Source organism: Pseudomonas sp. FA117 (assembly GCF_057370475.1).
In genome coordinates, this window is record NZ_CM170675.1 from 4,087,574 (window position 1) to 4,106,288 (window position 18,715).

Here is an 18,715-nt window from a genome sequence, read left to right on the forward strand (position 1 = left end):
TCGATGCCCTTAAAGTTGCGTGGTGGTCCCGAGCATTGCGTAGCTCGTGTCCGACTTCATCTGCCTTGCGATCTGCGAGATCTTGCTGGCGTAGTTCGGGTCGGTGGCATACCCGGCCTTCTGCAGCTCTCGCACAAACTGTTCCGGGTTATCGGCCGACTTCACTGCATCTTGATAGCGCGCGTTGTTCTGCAGCAGGCTCACCAGGTCGTGGAAACTGTCCTGGTAGGAGTCGTAGGAACGGAACGCTGCGGTCTCCTTGACGAACTGGCCGTTGCGGAATTCGCTGGTGATCGCCCTCGCCTCGCCGCCCTGCCAGCTACCGGTGGCCTTGATGCCGAACAGGTTGTGGCTGCTGCTGCCATCGGTGTTGCGCATGACCGATTTGCCCCAGCCGGTTTCCAGGGCAGCCTGGGCCACCAGGTAGCGCGGATCGATACCGATGCGCTTGGCGGCCTGCTCGGCCATCGGCAGCATGGTGGCGACGAATTCGTCGCTGTCGGCGAAGGCTTTCTTCGGTGCCAGCGGTGGCTGGGCCACGGCACGCCCGAGAATCTGCATGCCGCGCCCTGGGGCGGCGAAGGCCTGGGCCGGCTCCCAGTCACCGGTGGCCACGCCACCAGGCGGGATGTCGCCGCGGCCCGGCAGCGCCGAGGTGTTGGTCGCCGCCGGATTGGCGGCCGAGGGCACGATGCCGGCGAGCAGGCGGTCGGTGAGCTTGCCGGGCAGCGCCAGGCGCCGCGAATTGAGCGCGGCAACGTCGTTGCGCGTTGCGGTCGATTCGGCGACGTGGGTTGGAGTAACCACCTTGGTGCCCCACAGCGCCGGCGCATTGCCGTCGATACGTGGGAACGGGCTGGTGTTCGGGCGCGCGGCCTTGTTCTTGGAAAGCTGGCGCACCAGTACATCCTGCAGGCCGATGCCGCCGCCTTCACGCGACATGCTCACTGCCAGCTGCTGGTCGTACATGTCGCGGTACTGCTTGACCGTCTCGGTGTTCATCGGGTCGTCGGCAGCCAGCACATCGCCGGCCTTGCGCGACGCCTTGAGCATCTCGCCGATGAACAGCGACTCGAACTCCTGGGCCACCTTGCGGATGTTGGCCTCGCTGTCGCGATCTCCGTGCTTGAGCGAGCTCAGACGGTTGAGGTCGGTGTAGGCGCCGCTGTCGGCGCTGCTCGAGACCAGGCTCTTGGGATTCATCGCCAGCGTCCTCAGATCACGATCAGGTCGGCCTGCAAGGCGCCGGCCTGTTTCAGGGCTTCGAGGATCGCCATCAGGTCGCCCGGTGCCGCGCCGACCTGGTTCACCGCGCGGACGATCTCATCCAGCGTGGTGCCCGGGCCGAACTTGAACATCGGCTTGGCTTCCTGTTGCGCATTGACCCGCGAACGCGGCACCACGGCGGTCTGGCCGTTGGAGAACGGCCCCGGCTGGCTGACGATCGGGTCTTCGGTGATGGTCACGGTCAGGCTGCCGTGGGTGACGGCGGCCGGCGACACCTTGACGTTCTGGCCAATGACGATGGTACCGGTACGCGAGTTGATGATGACCTTGGCCACGGCCTGGCCCGGATCGATTTCCAGGTTCTCGAGGATCGACAGGTAATCGACCCGCTGGCTCGGGTCCATCGGCGCGGTCACCCGCACCGAACCGCCATCCAGCGCCTGGGCGACACCCGGACCCAGCAGCTCGTTGACCTTGTCGACGATGCGCTTGGCGGTGGTGAAGTCGGGACGGTTGAGGTTCAGGGTCAGGCTGTTGCCCTGGTTGAAACCGCTCGGCACTGCGCGTTCGACCGAGGCACCACCCGGAATGCGACCGGCCGATGGTACGTTGACGGTGATCTTCGAGCCGTCACGGCCTTCGGCGTCGAAGCCGCCGACCACCAGGTTGCCCTGGGCGATGGCATAGACGTTGCCATCGATCCCCTTGAGCGGGGTCATCAGCAGGCTGCCGCCGCGCAGGCTCTTGGAGTTGCCGATCGACGACACGGTGATGTCGATCACCTGGCCGGGCTTGGCAAAGGCTGGCAGGTCGGCATGCACCGACACCGCCGCAACGTTCTTCAACTGCACGTTGCCCGATCCTGGCGGCACCTTGATGCCGAACTGCGACAGCATGTTGTTGAAGGTCTGCAGGGTGAACGGGGTCTGGGTGGTCTGGTCACCGGTGCCGTTGAGCCCCACCACCAGGCCGTAGCCGATCAACTGGTTGGCGCGCACGCCGGAAATGCTGGCGATATCCTTCAGGCGCTCGGCATGTGCGCCGAATGCGAAGGACAGGAGCAGGGTCGCGGCAATCAACTGCCTGGCGTTGAACATGGTCATCCGTACTCAGAAGGGCCAAAGCGGGCTCAGGAAGAAGCGGTCCAGCCACCCGGGCTGGCTGGCATCGGCAAAGGAGCCGGTACCCGAATAGGTGATGCGCGCGTCGGCCACCCGGGTGGACGGCACGGTGTTGTCGGTGGCGATGTCGTCGGCGCGGATCAGGCCGGCGATGCGCACCAGCTCCTCGCCGGTGTTGAGGGTCATCCACTTCTCGCCGCGCACGGCGATGATGCCGTTGGGCAGCACCTCGGCCACGGTCACGGTGATCGAGCCGGTCAGGGTATTGCCCTGGCTGGCCTGGCTGGCGCCCTTGGTGGCGCGCTCGCCCTTGTAGCCAGCGTTCAGCGACAGGTCGCCACCACCGAACGGGTTGTTGGTGTTGGGCGTGGCGCCGAACAGCGAGGTCAGACCGATGTTGGCGTTGCTGTCCTTCTGGATCTGCGAGCCGGCGTTCTTGCTCGCCGAGGTGCGTTCGTTGAGGGTGATGGTGATGATGTCACCGACGCGGAACGCCTTGCGATCGCCATACATGTCCTGCTCGAAACCGGCCTGGTAGATCGAACCGTTGTTGGCCGCCGACGGCAGGGGCGTGCGCGGCAGCACGGGCGCATAGTACGGGTCGTTGGGCTTTGCCGCCGGGGCAACGCAACCGGCCAGCACTACAGCCGCTCCCAGGGCGACGACGGACAACAGACGATTCATGACGCTTACCTCACGGTGTAACAGGCGCTGCGACAGCGGCCGGGTAGCTAGAGCCAGGGCTTACAGTTGCTGGGTGACGAACGAGAGCATCTGGTCGGCGGTGGAGATGACCTTGGAGTTCATCTCGTAGGCGCGCTGGGTGGTGATCATGTTCACCAGCTCTTCGACGGTGCTGACGTTGGAGTTTTCCAGGGTCTGCTGCAGGGTGGTGCCGAAGCCGTTCAGGCCCGGGGTGCCGATCTGCGGCGCGCCGCTGGCAGCGGTCTCGAAGAACAGGTTGTTGCCGATCGCCTGCAGGCCGGCCGGGTTGATGAAGTCGGCGGTCTGGATGTTGCCGATGATCTGCGCCGCAGCGTTGCCGGCGGTGGTGATCGACACGGTGCCGTCCTGGCCGACGGTGAAGGTCTGGGCCTCCGGCGGCACGACGATGGCAGGTTCCAGGGCGAAGCCGTTGGCGGTGACGATCTGGCCATCGGAGTTCAGGTGGAAGGTACCGTCGCGGGTGTAGGAAACGGTGCCATCAGGCTGCAGCACCTGGAAGAAGCCACGGCCGTTGACCGCCAGGTCCAGCGGGTTCTCGGTGGTCTGCAGGCTGCCGGTCTGGAAGTTCTTCTGGGTGCCGACGATGCGCACACCAGTACCCACCTGCAGACCCGAGGGCAGTTCGCTGTCCTGGGTCGACTGGGCACCAGGCTGACGCTTGGTCTGGTACAGCAGGTCCTGGAACTCGGCGCGATCGCGCTTGAAGCCGGTGGTCGAGACGTTGGCCAGGTTGTTGGAGATGACCGTCAGGTTGGTGTCCTGGGCGGACAGGCCGGTTTTAGCGACCCAGAGAGCCGGAAGCATTTAATGTTCTCCTCGTGCGCCTGTTTTACGGCACCCGTTCAAAGGTAATTAGCTGATTTGCAAAACCCGAGCCATGGCTTCGTCGCCCTGCTCGGCAGTCTTCATCATCTTGACGTGCAGCTCGAACTGGCGGGACAGGGTCAGCACCGAGGTCATCTCTTCGACGGCGTTGACGTTGCTGCCCTCGAGGAAGCCCGACACCACCCGGACGTTGACGTCCGCATCGGCCGGCTGGCCGTTGTTGGTGTGGATCAGGCCATCGAGACCCTTGCTGATGTTCTTGATGTCGGGGTTGACCAGCTTGATGCGGTCGACCTCGGCCATCACGCGCGGGTCTTCACCCATGGCGCGGATGCTGATGGTGCCGTCGTCGCCAACCTCGACCTTCTGCTCTGGCGGAATGGCGATCGGACCGCCGTTGCCGATCACCGGCATGCCGTTGCCGGCACGCAGCACGCCGAGGGCGTCGATGTTCAGGCTGCCGGTGCGTACATAGGCTTCGCTGCCGTCGGGGGCCTGCACGGCGATGAAGCCGTTGCCGCTGACCGCCACGTCCAGCTCGCGACCGGTCTCGATCATCGGGCCTGCGGTGAAGTCGGTGGCCGGGCGTTCGCTCATGGCGAAGGCACGCGCCGGAAAGCTGTCGCCGAACACCGGCATCGAACGCGCCTGCTCCAGGTCACGCTGAAAACCGGTGGTGGAAACGTTCGCCAGGTTGTTGGCATGGGCCTTCTGGGCCACCGCGTTCTGGGCGGCGCCGGTCATGGCCACGTAAAGCATCTTGTCCACAGTCATCCTCCGCTGCACTGGCGATCGATTACCGCTCACCGTTGCTATGCAGGCTATAAAGCAAGTTCCGAACCAACTTTTTCAAGGACAGGAAAAAGCCCGTGGATACGGGCTATTACGGGTTTTTGCCAAGGGCGGAACGTCGGTTATCCGGCGCTGCATTGCCGCTCGCGGCAAAGGGGTGCCAAAGTTCAGCAACAGTGGTGTCGTGGCCGCGAAGCAGACACTGCCGCCTTCAAGCCCTTGGCAGGGTCTGCATGAAACGCCTTGAGAGCCTAATCCCGGCACCCACCATTGTTGTAAGGCCCGGCAAAGCGCTTCCAGCCCTCCCCCGGCGACCATTGCGAGCACACCAGTCGCCCATCCACCTGGCTTTCCCAGCGCCACCAGGAGGCCGTACCGGCCTGGGCCTGGAGCAGGCACAGCGCCGTCAGCAGTGCGACAGCCAGTTTTCTCATGATGCCTCCGACAAAAACGACGAACCCCTTCACGGGAAAGGGGCTCGTCCAGACACACTCAACCCGCGACCATCAGGTCATCTGGATGATGGTCTGCATGATGGTGCTTTCGGTAGAGATGGTCTTGGCGTTGGCCTGGTAGTTGCTCTGCGCCTTGATCAGCTCGACCAGCTCCTGGGTCAGGTTGACGTTGGACGCCTCCAGCGAGTTGGACTCGACCGAGCCCAGGGTGCCGGTCTTCGGCGCGTCGATACCCGGGATACCCGAGGAGAAGGTCTCCTTCCAGCGGGTGCCGCCGATCTGCTGCAGGCCCTGGTCGTTGGCGAAGCTGGCGATGGCCACCTGGCCGATGGCGCGCGACTGCTGGTTGCTGAAGCTGGCGAACATCACGCCAGTGGAGTCGATCGACAGGCTCGACAGGATGCCGGTGGCATAGCCGTCCTGGTTCTGCGACATGCGCGCGGTCTCGGTGTTGTACGAGGTGGTGCTGTTCATGGCCAGGCGCATGCCGTCGGCATTGCCGGTCGAACCGTTGGCCGCCCAGTTGCCGGCGGCATCCTTGGCAGCCGGGATCCAGCCCTTGAGGCTGAAGGTGTTGTTGGTCACGCTCCAGGAAGCCGCCGGCACCGTGGTGTTGTCGGTGGCCATGGCCTTGATGCTGCCATCGGAGTTGAAGGTCATGGTGCCGGTCAGCGGCGTGGTGCTGCCCGGATTCAACGGGTTGCGACCGTCGACCAGGGTGTACATGGTCCACTCGTTGGTGCCGGTCTTGCGGTAGAACTGCTCCATGGTGTGCTCATTGCCCTGGCTGTCGTACACCTTGGTCGGGAAGGACTTGGTGTAGGTCGACTGGTCGGCCGGGTCGAACGGCTTGTTCGGCACCATCACCGGCGGGGTCGCGCCGTTGGACACTTCCAGCGGGATGGTGTCGGCGGAGGAGTTCAGGTTGATGCCCTGGTCGATCAGGGTGGTGGCTTTCGGGGCCAGCGCCGAGGTATCGATCTTCAGGTTGGTGAGGATGCCCTTCTGGATCTTGCCACTGCTGTCGGCGGCGTAGCCCTGCAGGTTCAGGCCATCGGAGGTCACCACGTTGTTGTCCTTGTCGGTGCGGAAGGCACCGGCACGGGTGTAGGTCAGCGAGCCGTTGTCGGAGAGGACGAAATAGCCCTGACCCTGGATACCCATGTCCAGCACGTTGCCGGTGTTGTTCACGTCACCCTGGGTGAACTGCTGCGACACGGCCGCCAGGCGCACACCGTTGCCCACCTGGTTCTGACCGACGCCCAGGCGGTTGGCACCGGCATAGACGTCGGCGAACTCGGCACGCGAGGACTTGAAGCCGGTGGTGTTGACGTTGGCGATGTTGTTGCCGGTGACGTCCAGTTGCTTGTTGGCTGCGTAGAGACCGCTAAGGCCGATATTGAAAGACATGCGTTGCTCCTTCTGCCGAACAGTCCGGCCTTAGATTCCGATGGTTTGTACTTTGGAGATGCCGACCTTGCCGATACCCGCCAGGTTGAGCATCATCTCGCCGCCGGTACCGCCGACGGTGACACTGGTGACGGTGGCCGGCAGCAGCGTGTACATCTCCTGGGCCTTGCCATCGACGGTGGTGGTCGCGGTGAAGGTGTAGTTGCCCGCAGCGACTTTCTCGCCCTTGTCGTTGGTGCCGTCCCAGATGAAGTCGGCTGTGCCCTTCTTCTGCTCGCCCAGCTGGAGGGTCTTGACGACGTTGCCGTCCTTGTCCTTGATCGTGATCTTGCCGCTCTCGATGTTCTGCGGCACCACGACCTGGCCGTTGAAGCTCTTGCTCGGATCGACCAGGGCCTTGTCGTTCTGCACGATCACCGAGCGACCGACCAGCGACGAAGCCTGCAGCGCCTGGGACGAACCCAATGCACCGGTAATGGCATTGACCGACTGGTTGAGGGTCTGGATGCCTTCCAGGCTGCTGAACTGCGCCAGCTGGGCGACGAACTCGCCGTTGTCCTGCGGGTCGAGCGGGTTCTGGTGCTGCATCTGGGTGACCAGCAACTGCAGGAACGCATCCTTGCCCAGCGCGTTCTTGTCGGTCGGCTCGCTGGTGGGCTTCTTGGTGCCGTTGCTCACACCGGAATTGGCGAGCACATCATTAACATTGACTGCCATGCTTTGCGCTCCTCAATCACTGACCCAGGGTCAGCACCTTCTGCATCATGGTCTTGGCGGTGTTCATCAGCTCGGCGTTGGTCTGGAACGCACGGCTGGCGGAGATCATGTCAGCCATCTCCTCGACCACGTTGACGTTCGGGTAGTAGACGTAGCCGTCCTTGTTCGCCGCCGGGTGATTGGGCTCGTAGCGGGCTTCCAGATTGCTCTGGTCCTCGATGATGCCCTTGACCTGCACGCCCTGCCCGGCCTGGCCCTGGTCGTCGAACAGCGACTGGCCGGCACCGTTCTGGGCCTGCTCGAAGGTGGTGGCGAACACCGGATGGCGCGCACGATAGGTCTGGTCGATGCTCGACGAGACGGTCTCGGCGTTGGCGATGTTCGAGGCGACGGTGTTCAGGCGCGTGTTCTGCGCACTCATGCCGCTACCGGCGATATTGAAGACACTGGCAAGGGACATGGTCACTCTCCGCGCAGGGCCGATACCAGCCCTTTGAATTTACTGTTGAGCAAGGTGAAGCTGGCCTGGAAGTCGATGGCGTTCTGCGCGTAGTTCGACTGCTCGATCTGGGCATCAACGGTGTTCTGGTCGATCGACGGCTGCATCGGCGTGCGGTACTTGAGGCTGTCGTCGCCCATGGCCAGGCCTTCGGCCTCGATGTGATGGCCGTTGGTGCGGGTCAGCGAGATACGCCCGTTGCTTTGTTTGTCTGCCTCGGCGGCAAGCACCGAGGAAAAGTCCATGTCACGCGCCTTGTAGTTGGGCGTGTCGGCGTTGGCGATGTTGTTGGCCAGCACCTCGGCGCGCTGGGCGCGAAAGCCCAGTGCCTGTTCATGGATGCCGAGGGCCTTGTCGAAGCTGATGCTCATGTCGGGGAACCTTCGAAGGTTGACCAGCGTTGCGTTGCTCAAGCTTTAGCAAGGGCTGTGCCAACACCCGCAAGCCCAGCAATACCGGGCATCGGCTACATAACGAAACGGCGCCCATGCCAGAAAAGCGGCAAAGTGCTTCCGCCTGATGACGGGGGAGCGGCAATTGCCGAGCGGCAAAAGCGGCAATCCAAAAAATTGACGTCAACGCGATAGTGTTATTTTGCCACTATCCGGCGTAGGATTCGCACCCGCGCAGAGATGTGGCATGAAGCCACGGTTTACGGTTTCAGGGTCAGCATGGATGCGCACCGTCCTCATCGCCTTCCAAGGAAGAAACCGTGCCCTCGCTGAACTACCGCAAGACCCTGCTTGCCCTGGCCATCGCTGCCAGCGCCCTGCCCGCCCACGGCCAGACCGTCCAGCTGACCGATGCAGGCTTCAGCTCCAGCCACCAGAACTACGCAAATGGGCTCGAGTTCGGCGGCAGCTTCACCAATATCTCCCGCAGCGCGATCGTGCTCGACGACGCCAAGGTACAGGGCGGCCTGACCTTCAACAGCCCGATCAACGACAACGACCGCACCACCGTTGACATGGTCAATCGCAGCGATGCCCTTACCCTGCGCAACAGCCAGGTGACCGGCGACCTGGTGAACCAGGCGTTCGTCAGGAGCACCAGCCTCGATGGCAATGCGCTGAAAATCAGCAATACCACCGTCGATGGCAGCCTGGTCAACCAGGGCACGCTGCAGGCCGGCACCGGTATCGGCATCGTGAACCGACGAGAGGCCTACGGCATCAACCTGGCCAGCGCCCCCGGCCGATCGACGCTGATCAAGGGTGACCTGGTCAATGCCCAGGACGCCAAGGTCCGCGCCTATGGCTACAACGCGATCACCCTCAACCTGGCCGGTGCCACCGTGCAGGGCAAGATCATCAACCGCGGCGCCATCGAAAGCAGCGGCCCCAACGCCATCAGCGTCAACGCCACTTCGCGCGGCGGCGCCGCCGGCATGCCAACCCGCCTGGACAGCATCGGAAACTACGGCAACATCGTCGCCAGCGATACCAACAGCCAGGCCATCGCGCTCGACGGTGCAACCCTGACCACCAACCTCGGAAGACACATCGACAACCGTGGCTCGATCTACGCCATGAGCGGCACCGGCATTCGCATCGGCGATGTAGCGTTCGACGCCCCCGGCCAGCAACCTGGTTATCGCGACCACGGCGACCTGAACATCTTCAACAGCGGCACCATCATGGCCCAGGTCGCCATCGACGCCAGCCACAGCAATCGGCCGGTCGAGCTCATCCTGCGCGAGGGCAGCCAGATCACCGGCATGCTCGACGGATTGAGCAACATCGAGGTCGAGGGCAACAGCGAGTTCCAGTCCCATTATCTGCCCCACACCACCCCGGACATCCGCCTCAAGCCCGACGGCTGGATCGACGTCGGCTACCTGGGCGATGATACCCGCGCAACCCTGTCACTGACCGCAACCCGCACCGTGATCGACGGCAACCTGTCGATCGCCGGCAACTCGGCGCTGGGCCTGGAACTGTCCAGCGAAACCGACCCGAGCGTGGCGGTACTCAAGGTCAGCGGCACCAGCAGGTTCGAGCAAGGCTCACGCATCGCCCTGCACGCCGACGAGGAGGACTTCCAGCCGTCCGGCTCGCGCTACCTGCTGGTCGAAGCCGGCCAGGTGCAACTGGTCGATACCGCCGGCCACAGCCTGGACCCCAACGGTATCCAGGTCACCAGCACCTCGGCACTGTTGCGCGTGCAGAGCAGCGCGGTGGAAGACAACAAGGTCTACGCACAGGTCACCACCAAGCCGGCCGAAGAAGTCACGGAAATCGTCAAGGAAGGTGGCGGCAACGGCAATGCCCAGGGCGCGATCGGCAACGCCATCGACAACGGCCTGCTGGCGCAACTGCCCAAGGGCGACCCGCTGCTGGCCTACGCCGCCAACGCCGACCAGGCTCAGGTCGCGAGACTGGCCCGCCAGCTGGCACCCGAGGTCAACGGCGGTGCACGCCAGGCGGCCACGGGCAGCCAGCGCATGATCGGCAACGCCATCAGCAGCCGCGCCAGCAACCTGCGTGGTGCCTCGTCGGGGGAAGGCTTCAGCCAGGCCGGCGTGTGGATTCAATCGCTGTACAGTGACGCCACCCAGAGCACCCGCGACGGCGTGGCGGGTTACAACGCCTATAGTCGCGGCATTGCCGTCGGCGCCGATGGCAAGCTCGACGACCAGCTCACCCTGGGCCTGGCGTACAGCTTCCTGGACACTGACGTCAACGGCAGCAGTGGCAACAAGACGTCGGTAGAGAGCCATGCCTTCACCCTGTACAGCGCCTACACGCTGGGCAATTACTTCGTCGACGCCAGCCTGACCTACGGCTTCGGCGACAACGAAGGCAAGCGCGAGATCGCCGACACCCGCGCCAAGGCCGACTACGACAGCAAGCAATTGGCGGCCAACCTGGTAGGCGGCTACACCTGGCGCCTCGACCCGCACCTGCTGGTCGAACCGCGCGTGGCCGCCCGCTACAGCCGCGTCGACATTGATGGGTACCGCGAGAAGGGTTCGTCTGCGGCGCTGAAGGTCGAAGACGAACGCTACGAAACCCTGGAACTCGGCGCCGGTGTGCGGGTGGCAGGCAGCTATGCCGTGGGCGTCGGCAGGCTGGAGCCGCAGCTCAAGCTGATGGCCTACCACGACTTCGCCGCCGACCAGACCAACAGCACCTCGACCTTCCTGCTCGGCAACACTCCGTTCGTGACCCAAGGTGCGAGCGCGGTGCGCAACAGCTACGAAGCGGGTATCGGTGCCGACTACAAGCTGGGTGCGGTGACCCTCGGGGTCAACTATGACTACGTGGGCAAATCGGACTTCAATGCCGATGTGTTCTCGGCGAAGGTGCGCTACGACTTCTGATCGCAACCTCGATCGATCCTGGCCTTGCTGACTGGACACACGAGCAACGGCCAGGCCCGAAAACGAAAAGGCCGGTATCTCTCGATACCGGCCTTTTCATTCACTTGGCCTGATAGATGATTCCCGGGCTGCACTGAACCATCTGGTAATGATCCGGCAACCCATTCAGCGCCTCAGAAGCCCCCAGGAACAGATACCCGCCCGGCTTGAGCGTCGAGTGGATCCGCATGAGGATGTCCTTCTTCACCTGCGCCGAGAAGTAGATCAGCACGTTGCGGCAGAACACGATGTCGAACTTGCCCAGCGCTGCATAACTGTCGAGCAGGTTGAACGAGCGAAACTCGACACGGCTGCGAATCGCCGGTTTCACGGCCCAACGACCCGCCCCCTTGGGGTCGAAGTAGCGCTGCAGGCGCTCCTGCGACAAGCCGCGGGCAATGGCCAGGCTGTCGTACTCGCCCGTCTTGCAGTTGTTGAGCATCGCACCCGACAGGTCGGTGGCAACGATCTGCGCCCCCATCTTCAACTGCCCCAGGTTGCTGCGCTCGAACTCGTCGATCGCCATCGAGATCGAGTACGGCTCCTGCCCCGACGAACAGGCCGCCGACCACATGCGCAGGCGCTGGCCGGGGTTGTTGCGGATGAATTCGGGAATCACCTTGTTCTTCAGCACTTCGAACGGGTAGGTGTCGCGAAACCACAGGGTCTCGTTGGTGGTCATGGCATCGACCACCTGCTCGCGCAGGCCGCTGCGTGGCTGGGTCTGGATACGCTGCACCAGCTCGCCCAGGCTCTTGATGCCCTGTTGCTCCATCAGCTTGTTGAGACGGCTGGACACCAGATACTGCTTATTTTCGCCCAGCAGGATGCCACAGGCTTTCTCCAGGAAGACCCGGAACTGTTCGAAATCCAAATTACCCGTAGACAATGCTGCCGCCTCTTTTCAATCACTTGCGCCGGGAGCAAGGCCCCCGGCCGTTTCAATGCGTCGCCTTGATCCGGTCGACCACGCGCTGGGCCAGGTCGTCCGGCTTGAACTTGGCCAGGAAGTCGTCAGCGCCGACCTTCTTGACCATCGCCTGGTTGAACACACCCGATAGCGAAGTATGCAGGACGATGTGCAGTTTTTGCATGCGCGGATCGCTGCGAATCTCTGCCGTGAGGGTATAGCCGTCCATTTCCGGCATTTCAATGTCGGAGATCATCATCAGGAACTCTTCTTCCGGACGCTTGCCCTCGTCCACCAGCTTGCGCAGGTAGTCCAGGGCCTGGCGTCCGTCGTTGAGCGCCACCACCTCCACGCCGACGGTCTGCAGGCAACGGCTGACCTGCTTGCGCGCCACCGACGAATCGTCGACGGTCAGTACCCGCAGCAGCACCGCCTTGTCCTGCACCTCGGCATCCACCACACCGGCGGACACCGACTCCGACGACGGCGCCACTTCGGCGAGCACCTTCTCCACGTCGACGATCTCGACCATGCGGTTATCCACCCGGGTGACCGCGGTCAGGTAGTGATCGCGACCGGTGCCCTTGGGTGGCGGATGGATCTCTTCCCAGTTCATGTTGACGATGCGCTCGACCGAATGCACCAGGAAACCCTGGGTCTTGGTGTTGTACTCGGTAATGATCACGAAACTGTTACGGGTCTCTTCCTTGAGACTCGGCAGACCGGTCGCCATCGACAGGTCGAGAATAGGGATGGTCGCCCCCCGAATGTTCGCCACACCGCGCACCACCGGATGGGACTTGGGCAACAGGGTCAGCTCCGGGCACTGCAGCACTTCCCGAACCTTGAACACGTTGATGCCGTAGAGTTGATCGCCATTGAGACGGAACAACAGCAGTTCCAGGCGATTCTGTCCAACCAGTTGCGTGCGCTGGTTGACCGAATCCATAACGCCAGCCATGCCAGACTCCTTCTATTTTTCTGCTCGCTTGCCAACAAGTCGGCACGGGCTTTGCTTTTTTGAGCGTATGTATACGAAAACGACATTTTTCCGACGACCGACGCGCCTGCTGGCCATCCCCCTGGCCATCGCATGCCTGTTCGCATCCGGCGCTCGCACGCTGGCGGATTCGTTTACCTTGCCTGAACAGCTTATCGGTGTCACCCAAGGGTTTCTTGAATTCGCCGTCGAAGACTACATGACCAAGACCCAGACCGTGGGTCGCTACGACATCCAGGTCAACAACCTCGATCCACGCCTGCGCATGCCGCTGTGCAGCCAGCAGCTGGACGCTTCGCTGGAAAGCCCCGCGCAACCGCTGGGACGGGTGACGGTGCGGGTGCGCTGCGATGGCGCTTCTCCCTGGACGGTGTTCGTGCCGGCGCAGGTCAAGCTGTTTCGCGACGTGGTGGTGATGACCCGCCCGCTCAAGCGTGAGAGCGTGATCGGCGAAGGCGATGTGGCCCTGCGTGAACGCGACGTCAGCAGCCTCGGCCAGGGTTTTCTGAGCGAGCTTGACCAGGCCGTGGGCATGAAACTGCTGCGTCCGACCACGCTCGACCAGGTTCTGACCCTGCAGCAACTGGAGCAGGCGGATGTGATTCGCAAGGGCGACCACGTGGTGATCACCGCGCGCAGCGGCGGCCTGAGCGTGCGCATGCCGGGCGAAGCCCTGAGCAAGGGCGGCCTGACCGAGCAGATCCGCGTGCGCAACCTCAACTCGCAACGCGTGGTCAAGGCCACGGTGGTCGGGCCGGGGCAGGTCGAAGTGGCCATGTAGGCTGCAACAGCCGCCGACAGTCCATCGTCGGCGAAACACACAATGCAAGGCCCGGGACTGGCGGCGAGGAACCGCTTTTCCTAAACTGTGTCAGAAATCGGGATATGCGGGTTTGCTGACGGACGGCAGAACATTTGTGCCTAAAGTTTGTTTCGGGTTGGCCGAAACAAAGGCAAGCGTCCTATTCACCCAGAGGTTTCTGATCATGGTCATCGACTTCAGTCGTTTGAATAACTCTCCGTCCGTCACGGGCGGCGTTCGCGGCACCGCCGCATCCGGCAGCACCGAAAAACCCGGTGTGGCCAGCGATGCAGGCAAGCCAGCCAGCGTCAGCGGAGAGGCGGTACACCTCAGTCAAGAGGCACAGCAGTTGCAGAAGATCAGCGACAAGCTGCGCGATCAACCAGCCGTCGACAGCGCCCGCGTGGCCCAGTTGAAGCAGGCGATCGCAGACGGCAGCTACCAGGTCGATGCCGGCCGGATCGCCAGCAAACTGCTAGATTTCGAAGCACAGCGCTAACCTGACGGTGCGCTGACTTCCAGGACGCCAGAGCCAAGAGCCAGCCATGCACGACACCACACTGCTGCAACTGATCGAAGACGACATCGCGCCGACCCAGGAACTGCTCGACCTTCTCCAGAAGGAAACGGTCGCCCTGCACGGTCGGGACATGCTGGTGCTGGAGAACATCCTCGCCCGCAAGCAATCGCTGATCGTTTTGCTCGAGCAGCAGGGCATGCGGCGCAATTACCTGCTCACCGAGCTCGGCCTCAGTGCCGACCGCGCAGGGGTACAAGCCGTTGCTGCGCAATCGCCGAACGGCGAGATCATCCTGCAGCAACTCGATGCGCTCACCCAGCTGATGGACACCTGCCAGAAGGTCAACGAGACCAACGGCCGGGTCATCCAGGTGCAGCAACATGCCACGGCCAACCAGATCAGAATCCTCAACGGCGGCGATTCTCCGTCGCTGTACGACAGCCGTGGCACCACCTCCCCCATGGACAAGCCCCGGGCAATCAGCCAGGTGTGATTATTCCTGTTCAAGGCACGGAACATACTGGCAAAATGCCTTTACTTGCGTGTGTCGTTTTTGCCTGGAGATTGATTACCCGTGTTCAATGAATCCGATGCTCCTCAGCCGCCAAAGGTGCTGACCACCCCTTTGGAGATTTCGGCGAACCTGCGCCAGCTGATGGAGAGCCACGATCCGCTGATCATCAGCTTCCACGAACGCAGCCAGCGCTTCCAGAGTTACGTGGTCCACGTAGACCGCGACAGCAACATGCTGGCGCTGGACGAAATGATCCCGCGTGACGGCGAGAAATTCATCGAGAACGGCGAACCCTTCCGCGTCGAGGGCTTTCACGACGGCGTACGCATCGCCTGGGAATGCGACACTGCACTGACCATCGGCGAAGTCGATGGCCACCGCTGCTACCGCGGCCCGCTGCCTGCCGAAATGACCTATCACCAGCGCCGCAACGCTTTCCGCGCCGCGCTGAAGCTGTCGCAACTGGTCGACATCATGCTCGACGGCACTCACCTCAAGGGCAACGGTGCGCTGCGCGGCAAGCTGCTGGACGTCTCCGCCACCGGCTGCAAGCTGCGCTTCGAAGGCAATGTCGAAGAACGCCTGCAACTGGGCCAGGTGTACGAGCGGTTCAAGGCCGCCAACCCGCTGGGCCTTGCCGACGTCATGGTGGAGTTGCGCCACCTGCACTTCGAAGAGCGCATCAACACCACCTTCGCCGGTGTGCGCTTCCACAATCTGAACGGGCAGAGCCAGCGCAAGATCGAAAGCTTCGTGTATCAGTTGCAGCGCGAAGCGCGGCGGTTCGATAAAGACGACTACTGATCGTCCTGCGAGAATGAAAAACGCCACCGATCGGTGTAATGCTGTTCACTTAAGCATTTGAGTCCAAGCCGGGGTTTCTAGAAAATCCGATACCAGCCCTCTGGTATCGGATTTTTTATGCCCATTCAGCAGCAGTTGCTCGACCTCGGCGATCTCTTCAACTTCTCTGACCTCAGCACTTTTACCCAGAACATCCCTGTTGAGTGGGTTGCCAGTGCGCTTAATCTTTCGACACAAGCCACCATCCGGAGGCGCCGCTTGCCGAGCGATCAGGTGCTTTGGTTGGTGCTGGGCATGGCCTTGTTCCGTGATGAACCTGTGCACGAGGTGGCCAGACGCCTGAATATCTGTGCCCAAGGATTGGCTTCTGATCAGTTGTTAGCGCGCAGCGGCGTGACTGAGGCGCGTAAACGGCTGGGTGCCGACCCAGTCGAGTCGCTGTTCCGCCAGACTGCCAAGCAGTGGGGCTGCGAGCGATACGAAGGTGATGACTGGGGTGGCCTACAAGTGTTCGCGGTGGACGGCGCATTGATGCGAACGCCTGACTCACCTGAGTTGCGAGAGCATTTTGGCTCAGGCAACACCGGCACCGAGCGCCAGACACCGTTCCCGATGCTGCGCCTCGTTGCGCTGATGAATGTGCGCTCCCATGTGATCCTCGACGCCCAGCTCAGTCCTTACCGGGGCAGCGAAATGCGCCTGGCCGAAAGCTTCCTCGGGCAGATTCCAGATGACTCGATCACGTTATTCGATAAGGGCTTTTGGGGTGCCGACCTGCTATTGAGCGTCGCTGAAGGGGGTATAAATCGTCACTGGTTGACGCCGGCTCGCAAGAATCTGGTCATGGAAGAAGTTGAGCGTTATGGCGAGCACGACCGGCGTGTTCGCATGAAGGTCTCCCCCCAGGCTCGCAAACGAAACCCGGATTTGCCCACGCACTGGGAAGTGCGTGAAGTCACTTATGAAAGCCAGGGGCACGTCAGATCGCTGCTCACCTCATTGCCTGCCGACCGTTACAGCGCAGACGCGGTAGCCGAGCTGTACCTGGAGCGCTGGGAGATCGAGCTAGGTTTCCGGGACATCAAAAGCTCCATGCAACAGAATGCCGTGACGCTGCGCAGCAAGAAAATCGAGCTGATCTATCAGGAGGTCTGGGGACTCTTGCTGGCTTACAACATCATCCGTCGGGAGGCTAGCCAAGCGGCTGTAGCCTTTGGCCGAACGCCTTCTGACATACGTTTCAAGCCGGGCTGCCAGTACATCGCCGTGCAGTTGATCGTCATGGCTGCGGCCAATCCGGTATCGGCTACAGGTAGAAGGTTGGCTGAGATGCGGGGAGGTGTCGCGGGGATGTTTCTGGATCACCGCCCAAGGCCAGGGCGGCCAAGGACGGTGAAGATTTCCAAAACCCGGTATCCGGTGGACCGTAAGGCTGTTCCGCTTAAGTGAACAGCATTACACCGATCGGTGGCGTTTTCGTTCTGGTCTGCGAGGACCCTGTCGCGGGCCCCGCATGGCGGCCCCTCAGACCGACTTGTCCACCTCGGCCTGTGGCTCCTTGGCAACCGTGCCCTTCTCCTCCTCGGCCTCGGTATCCTCGGCCGCCACCGGCGCCTGCATCACATCCTGCACGGTCTGCTCGTCGACCCGCGGATCGAGCGCAGCAGACAGTGGCGAACCCGCTGCCGGCATGGCCACGTGACCCAGCGGTGCGTCCTGCACCTGGTGCAGCCCGGTGACGGCCTTCGGTCGAATTCGCCACACCAGCACCAGGGCGAAGAAAGTGAAGAAGGCATAGAGCATCTGCGCGCCCAGCGCCTTCATCAGCACGCCCGCCACCAGCGGCCCGATGCTCGCGCCCACCCCGTAGGTGACCAGCAGCATTGCCGTCAGCGACACCCGCCGCTCGCTCTCCACATGGTCGTTGGAGAATGCCACGGCCAATGGATAGAGGCAGAACTGCAGCAAGGAGACGGTGAAGCCGGCAACGAACAGCAACTCCAGCGGCACACTGGACAGGATCGCCAGCGGCAGCGATACCACCGCCAGGCCAATCGACACACTGCGGATCAGCACCGCCCGATCATAACGGTCCGACAGCCAGCCCAGCGGCCACTGCACCAGCAGCCCGGCGAAAATACAGCAGCCCATGAACAGACCGACCTGCTCGGTGCTCAGGCCCTGGCGCGCCGCATACAGCGGTGCCAGACCATAGAATGAACCGACGATCAGGCCCGCCCCCAGCACCGTGCTCAGCGACTGCGGCACGCGCTTGATGAAGAACTTCGGCTCCATCGGCGCCGGGCGCAGCGGCGCCGGGTGGATGCGGCGGGTCATGGCCACCGGCACCAGGCACAGGGCGAAGCACATTGCCACCAGCATCAGCAACTCAGGCCCCAGCGCCGGGTGCACCACGAGGATCAGCTGGCCCAGCACCAAACCCAGGTAGGAGGCGATCATGTAGCCGCTGAACACCGCACCGCGGTGTTTCACATCAGCCTGCTCGTTCAGCCAGCTCTCGATGACCATGTACTGGCACATCATGCCAAGACCGACAATCATGCGCAGGCCGATCCAGGCCGGCAGCCAGTTGGTCAGTCCGTGGCCAAGCACCGCCGCGCCAACGATGCCCGCACAGGTGGCATAGGCACGTATGTGCCCGACCCGGCCAATCAGCCTGTGACCGATCTTGCCGCCCAGTGCCAGGCCAAAGTAGTTGGCCGCCATCAAGGCACCGATCCACAGGCTATCGACATGGTCGGCGGCCAGTCGCAGGGCGAGGTAGGTACTGAGCAAGCCCGAGCCGATCAACATCATCAGCGCGGCGAAATACAACGACTGAAACGGCTTCCATATATTTCGCATAGGTCCCGTGAAGCTCCCTTGGTCAGGTGGCGGCTGCTTGCAGCATAAGGGCAAAAACCGCCGGGCGCAGGCCCCCTTCAACGATTTTCCCTTGCCACGACGTGGTCGGTGCAGCTCACGTCGCGATCAGGCGTGTCTGCCCAGCGCGTCAGCAGTGCTCCAGGCGT

Annotated in this window: 19 protein-coding genes; 6 read left to right on the forward strand and 13 right to left on the reverse strand. The window is 62.7% G+C overall.

Annotated elements, in window-relative coordinates:
* Positions 1-9 precede the first annotated feature (9 nt).
* The 10 genes from flgJ to flgB all read right to left on the reverse strand — a co-directional run bounded on the left by flgJ (position 10) and on the right by flgB (position 8,143).
* The gene (gene flgJ, locus AC1TXO_RS18890; protein WP_486403146.1) at positions 10-1,203 is read right to left on the reverse strand and encodes a flagellar assembly peptidoglycan hydrolase FlgJ; all 1,194 of its coding nucleotides are present in this window, start codon (positions 1,201-1,203) and stop codon (positions 10-12) included.
* A gap of 11 nt (positions 1,204-1,214) precedes the next feature.
* Positions 1,215-2,324 (reverse strand): flagellar basal body P-ring protein FlgI, encoded by a 1,110-nt coding sequence (locus AC1TXO_RS18895; protein ID WP_065862324.1) that lies wholly within the window; start codon positions 2,322-2,324, stop codon positions 1,215-1,217.
* A 12-nt stretch (positions 2,325-2,336) separates the two neighbouring features.
* Positions 2,337-3,032, reverse strand: a complete 696-nt coding sequence (gene flgH, locus AC1TXO_RS18900) for a flagellar basal body L-ring protein FlgH (protein WP_486403147.1) — start codon at positions 3,030-3,032, stop codon at positions 2,337-2,339.
* Positions 3,033-3,092: 60 nt separating this feature from the next.
* A complete protein-coding gene (flgG, locus tag AC1TXO_RS18905; RefSeq protein WP_486403148.1) occupies positions 3,093-3,878 on the reverse strand; it encodes a flagellar basal-body rod protein FlgG in 786 nt (261 codons plus the stop codon).
* A gap of 48 nt (positions 3,879-3,926) precedes the next feature.
* Complete coding sequence (locus AC1TXO_RS18910; RefSeq protein WP_486403149.1) at positions 3,927-4,667, reverse strand: flagellar basal body rod protein FlgF; 741 nt, start codon at positions 4,665-4,667, stop codon at positions 3,927-3,929.
* A 275-nt stretch (positions 4,668-4,942) separates the two neighbouring features.
* Positions 4,943-5,125, reverse strand: a complete 183-nt coding sequence (locus AC1TXO_RS18915) for a hypothetical protein (RefSeq protein ID WP_486403150.1) — start codon at positions 5,123-5,125, stop codon at positions 4,943-4,945.
* A gap of 72 nt (positions 5,126-5,197) precedes the next feature.
* Positions 5,198-6,556, reverse strand: coding sequence for a flagellar hook protein FlgE (gene flgE, locus AC1TXO_RS18920; protein ID WP_486403151.1), 1,359 nt, complete (start codon positions 6,554-6,556; stop codon positions 5,198-5,200).
* Between the two features lie 30 nt (positions 6,557-6,586).
* A complete protein-coding gene (gene flgD / locus AC1TXO_RS18925; protein WP_486403152.1) occupies positions 6,587-7,273 on the reverse strand; it encodes a flagellar hook assembly protein FlgD in 687 nt (228 codons plus the stop codon).
* A gap of 16 nt (positions 7,274-7,289) precedes the next feature.
* Complete coding sequence (flgC, locus tag AC1TXO_RS18930; RefSeq protein ID WP_054891905.1) at positions 7,290-7,733, reverse strand: flagellar basal body rod protein FlgC; 444 nt, start codon at positions 7,731-7,733, stop codon at positions 7,290-7,292.
* A 2-nt stretch (positions 7,734-7,735) separates the two neighbouring features.
* A complete protein-coding gene (gene flgB / locus AC1TXO_RS18935) occupies positions 7,736-8,143 on the reverse strand; it encodes a flagellar basal body rod protein FlgB (RefSeq protein ID WP_486403153.1) in 408 nt (135 codons plus the stop codon).
* 341 nt (positions 8,144-8,484) lie between these two features.
* On the opposite strand from flgB, the gene AC1TXO_RS18940 reads away from it, so the two are divergent.
* Positions 8,485-11,094: an autotransporter family protein gene (locus AC1TXO_RS18940; protein WP_486403154.1), complete on the forward strand. Its 2,610-nt coding sequence runs from the start codon at positions 8,485-8,487 to the stop codon at positions 11,092-11,094.
* A 100-nt stretch (positions 11,095-11,194) separates the two neighbouring features.
* Here the strand turns inward: AC1TXO_RS18940 and cheR are convergent, their stop codons facing one another.
* Positions 11,195-12,022, reverse strand: coding sequence for a protein-glutamate O-methyltransferase CheR (cheR, locus tag AC1TXO_RS18945; RefSeq protein WP_486403155.1), 828 nt, complete (start codon positions 12,020-12,022; stop codon positions 11,195-11,197).
* A 52-nt stretch (positions 12,023-12,074) separates the two neighbouring features.
* Positions 12,075-13,004: a chemotaxis protein CheV gene (locus tag AC1TXO_RS18950; RefSeq protein ID WP_486403156.1), complete on the reverse strand. Its 930-nt coding sequence runs from the start codon at positions 13,002-13,004 to the stop codon at positions 12,075-12,077.
* Between the two features lie 67 nt (positions 13,005-13,071).
* On the opposite strand from AC1TXO_RS18950, the gene flgA reads away from it, so the two are divergent.
* The 5 genes from flgA (at position 13,072) to AC1TXO_RS18975 (ending at position 17,132) form a co-directional block, all read left to right on the forward strand.
* Positions 13,072-13,824 (forward strand): flagellar basal body P-ring formation chaperone FlgA, encoded by a 753-nt coding sequence (gene flgA / locus AC1TXO_RS18955; protein WP_486403157.1) that lies wholly within the window; start codon positions 13,072-13,074, stop codon positions 13,822-13,824.
* Between the two features lie 205 nt (positions 13,825-14,029).
* Entirely contained in the window at positions 14,030-14,344 is a 315-nt protein-coding gene (flgM, locus tag AC1TXO_RS18960; protein ID WP_486403158.1) for a flagellar biosynthesis anti-sigma factor FlgM, read from the forward strand.
* A 46-nt stretch (positions 14,345-14,390) separates the two neighbouring features.
* The gene (locus tag AC1TXO_RS18965; protein WP_486403159.1) at positions 14,391-14,858 is read left to right on the forward strand and encodes a flagella synthesis protein FlgN; all 468 of its coding nucleotides are present in this window, start codon (positions 14,391-14,393) and stop codon (positions 14,856-14,858) included.
* 81 nt (positions 14,859-14,939) lie between these two features.
* The gene (locus AC1TXO_RS18970) at positions 14,940-15,683 is read left to right on the forward strand and encodes a flagellar brake protein (protein WP_486403160.1); all 744 of its coding nucleotides are present in this window, start codon (positions 14,940-14,942) and stop codon (positions 15,681-15,683) included.
* 117 nt (positions 15,684-15,800) lie between these two features.
* A complete protein-coding gene (locus AC1TXO_RS18975) occupies positions 15,801-17,132 on the forward strand; it encodes an IS4 family transposase (RefSeq protein ID WP_486403161.1) in 1,332 nt (443 codons plus the stop codon).
* A 75-nt stretch (positions 17,133-17,207) separates the two neighbouring features.
* Here the strand turns inward: AC1TXO_RS18975 and AC1TXO_RS18980 are convergent, their stop codons facing one another.
* Entirely contained in the window at positions 17,208-18,548 is a 1,341-nt protein-coding gene (locus AC1TXO_RS18980) for an MFS transporter (protein ID WP_486403162.1), read from the reverse strand.
* Positions 18,549-18,715 lie beyond the last annotated feature (167 nt).

Coding starts and splice junctions, on each gene's coding strand:
- AC1TXO_RS18980 (WP_486403162.1), bottom strand. CDS start 18,548: ATGCGAAATATATGGAAGCCGTTTCAGTCGTTGTATTTCGCCGCGCTG.
- flgB (WP_486403153.1), bottom strand. CDS start 8,143: ATGAGCATCAGCTTCGACAAGGCCCTCGGCATCCATGAACAGGCACTG.
- flgH (WP_486403147.1), bottom strand. CDS start 3,032: ATGAATCGTCTGTTGTCCGTCGTCGCCCTGGGAGCGGCTGTAGTGCTG.
- AC1TXO_RS18975 (WP_486403161.1), top strand. CDS start 15,801: ATGCCCATTCAGCAGCAGTTGCTCGACCTCGGCGATCTCTTCAACTTC.
- flgE (WP_486403151.1), bottom strand. CDS start 6,556: ATGTCTTTCAATATCGGCCTTAGCGGTCTCTACGCAGCCAACAAGCAA.
- flgJ (WP_486403146.1), bottom strand. CDS start 1,203: ATGAATCCCAAGAGCCTGGTCTCGAGCAGCGCCGACAGCGGCGCCTAC.
- AC1TXO_RS18965 (WP_486403159.1), top strand. CDS start 14,391: ATGCACGACACCACACTGCTGCAACTGATCGAAGACGACATCGCGCCG.
- AC1TXO_RS18950 (WP_486403156.1), bottom strand. CDS start 13,004: ATGGCTGGCGTTATGGATTCGGTCAACCAGCGCACGCAACTGGTTGGA.
- flgD (WP_486403152.1), bottom strand. CDS start 7,273: ATGGCAGTCAATGTTAATGATGTGCTCGCCAATTCCGGTGTGAGCAAC.
- flgM (WP_486403158.1), top strand. CDS start 14,030: ATGGTCATCGACTTCAGTCGTTTGAATAACTCTCCGTCCGTCACGGGC.
- flgC (WP_054891905.1), bottom strand. CDS start 7,733: ATGTCCCTTGCCAGTGTCTTCAATATCGCCGGTAGCGGCATGAGTGCG.
- AC1TXO_RS18895 (WP_065862324.1), bottom strand. CDS start 2,324: ATGTTCAACGCCAGGCAGTTGATTGCCGCGACCCTGCTCCTGTCCTTC.
- flgG (WP_486403148.1), bottom strand. CDS start 3,878: ATGCTTCCGGCTCTCTGGGTCGCTAAAACCGGCCTGTCCGCCCAGGAC.
- AC1TXO_RS18915 (WP_486403150.1), bottom strand. CDS start 5,125: ATGAGAAAACTGGCTGTCGCACTGCTGACGGCGCTGTGCCTGCTCCAG.
- flgA (WP_486403157.1), top strand. CDS start 13,072: ATGTATACGAAAACGACATTTTTCCGACGACCGACGCGCCTGCTGGCC.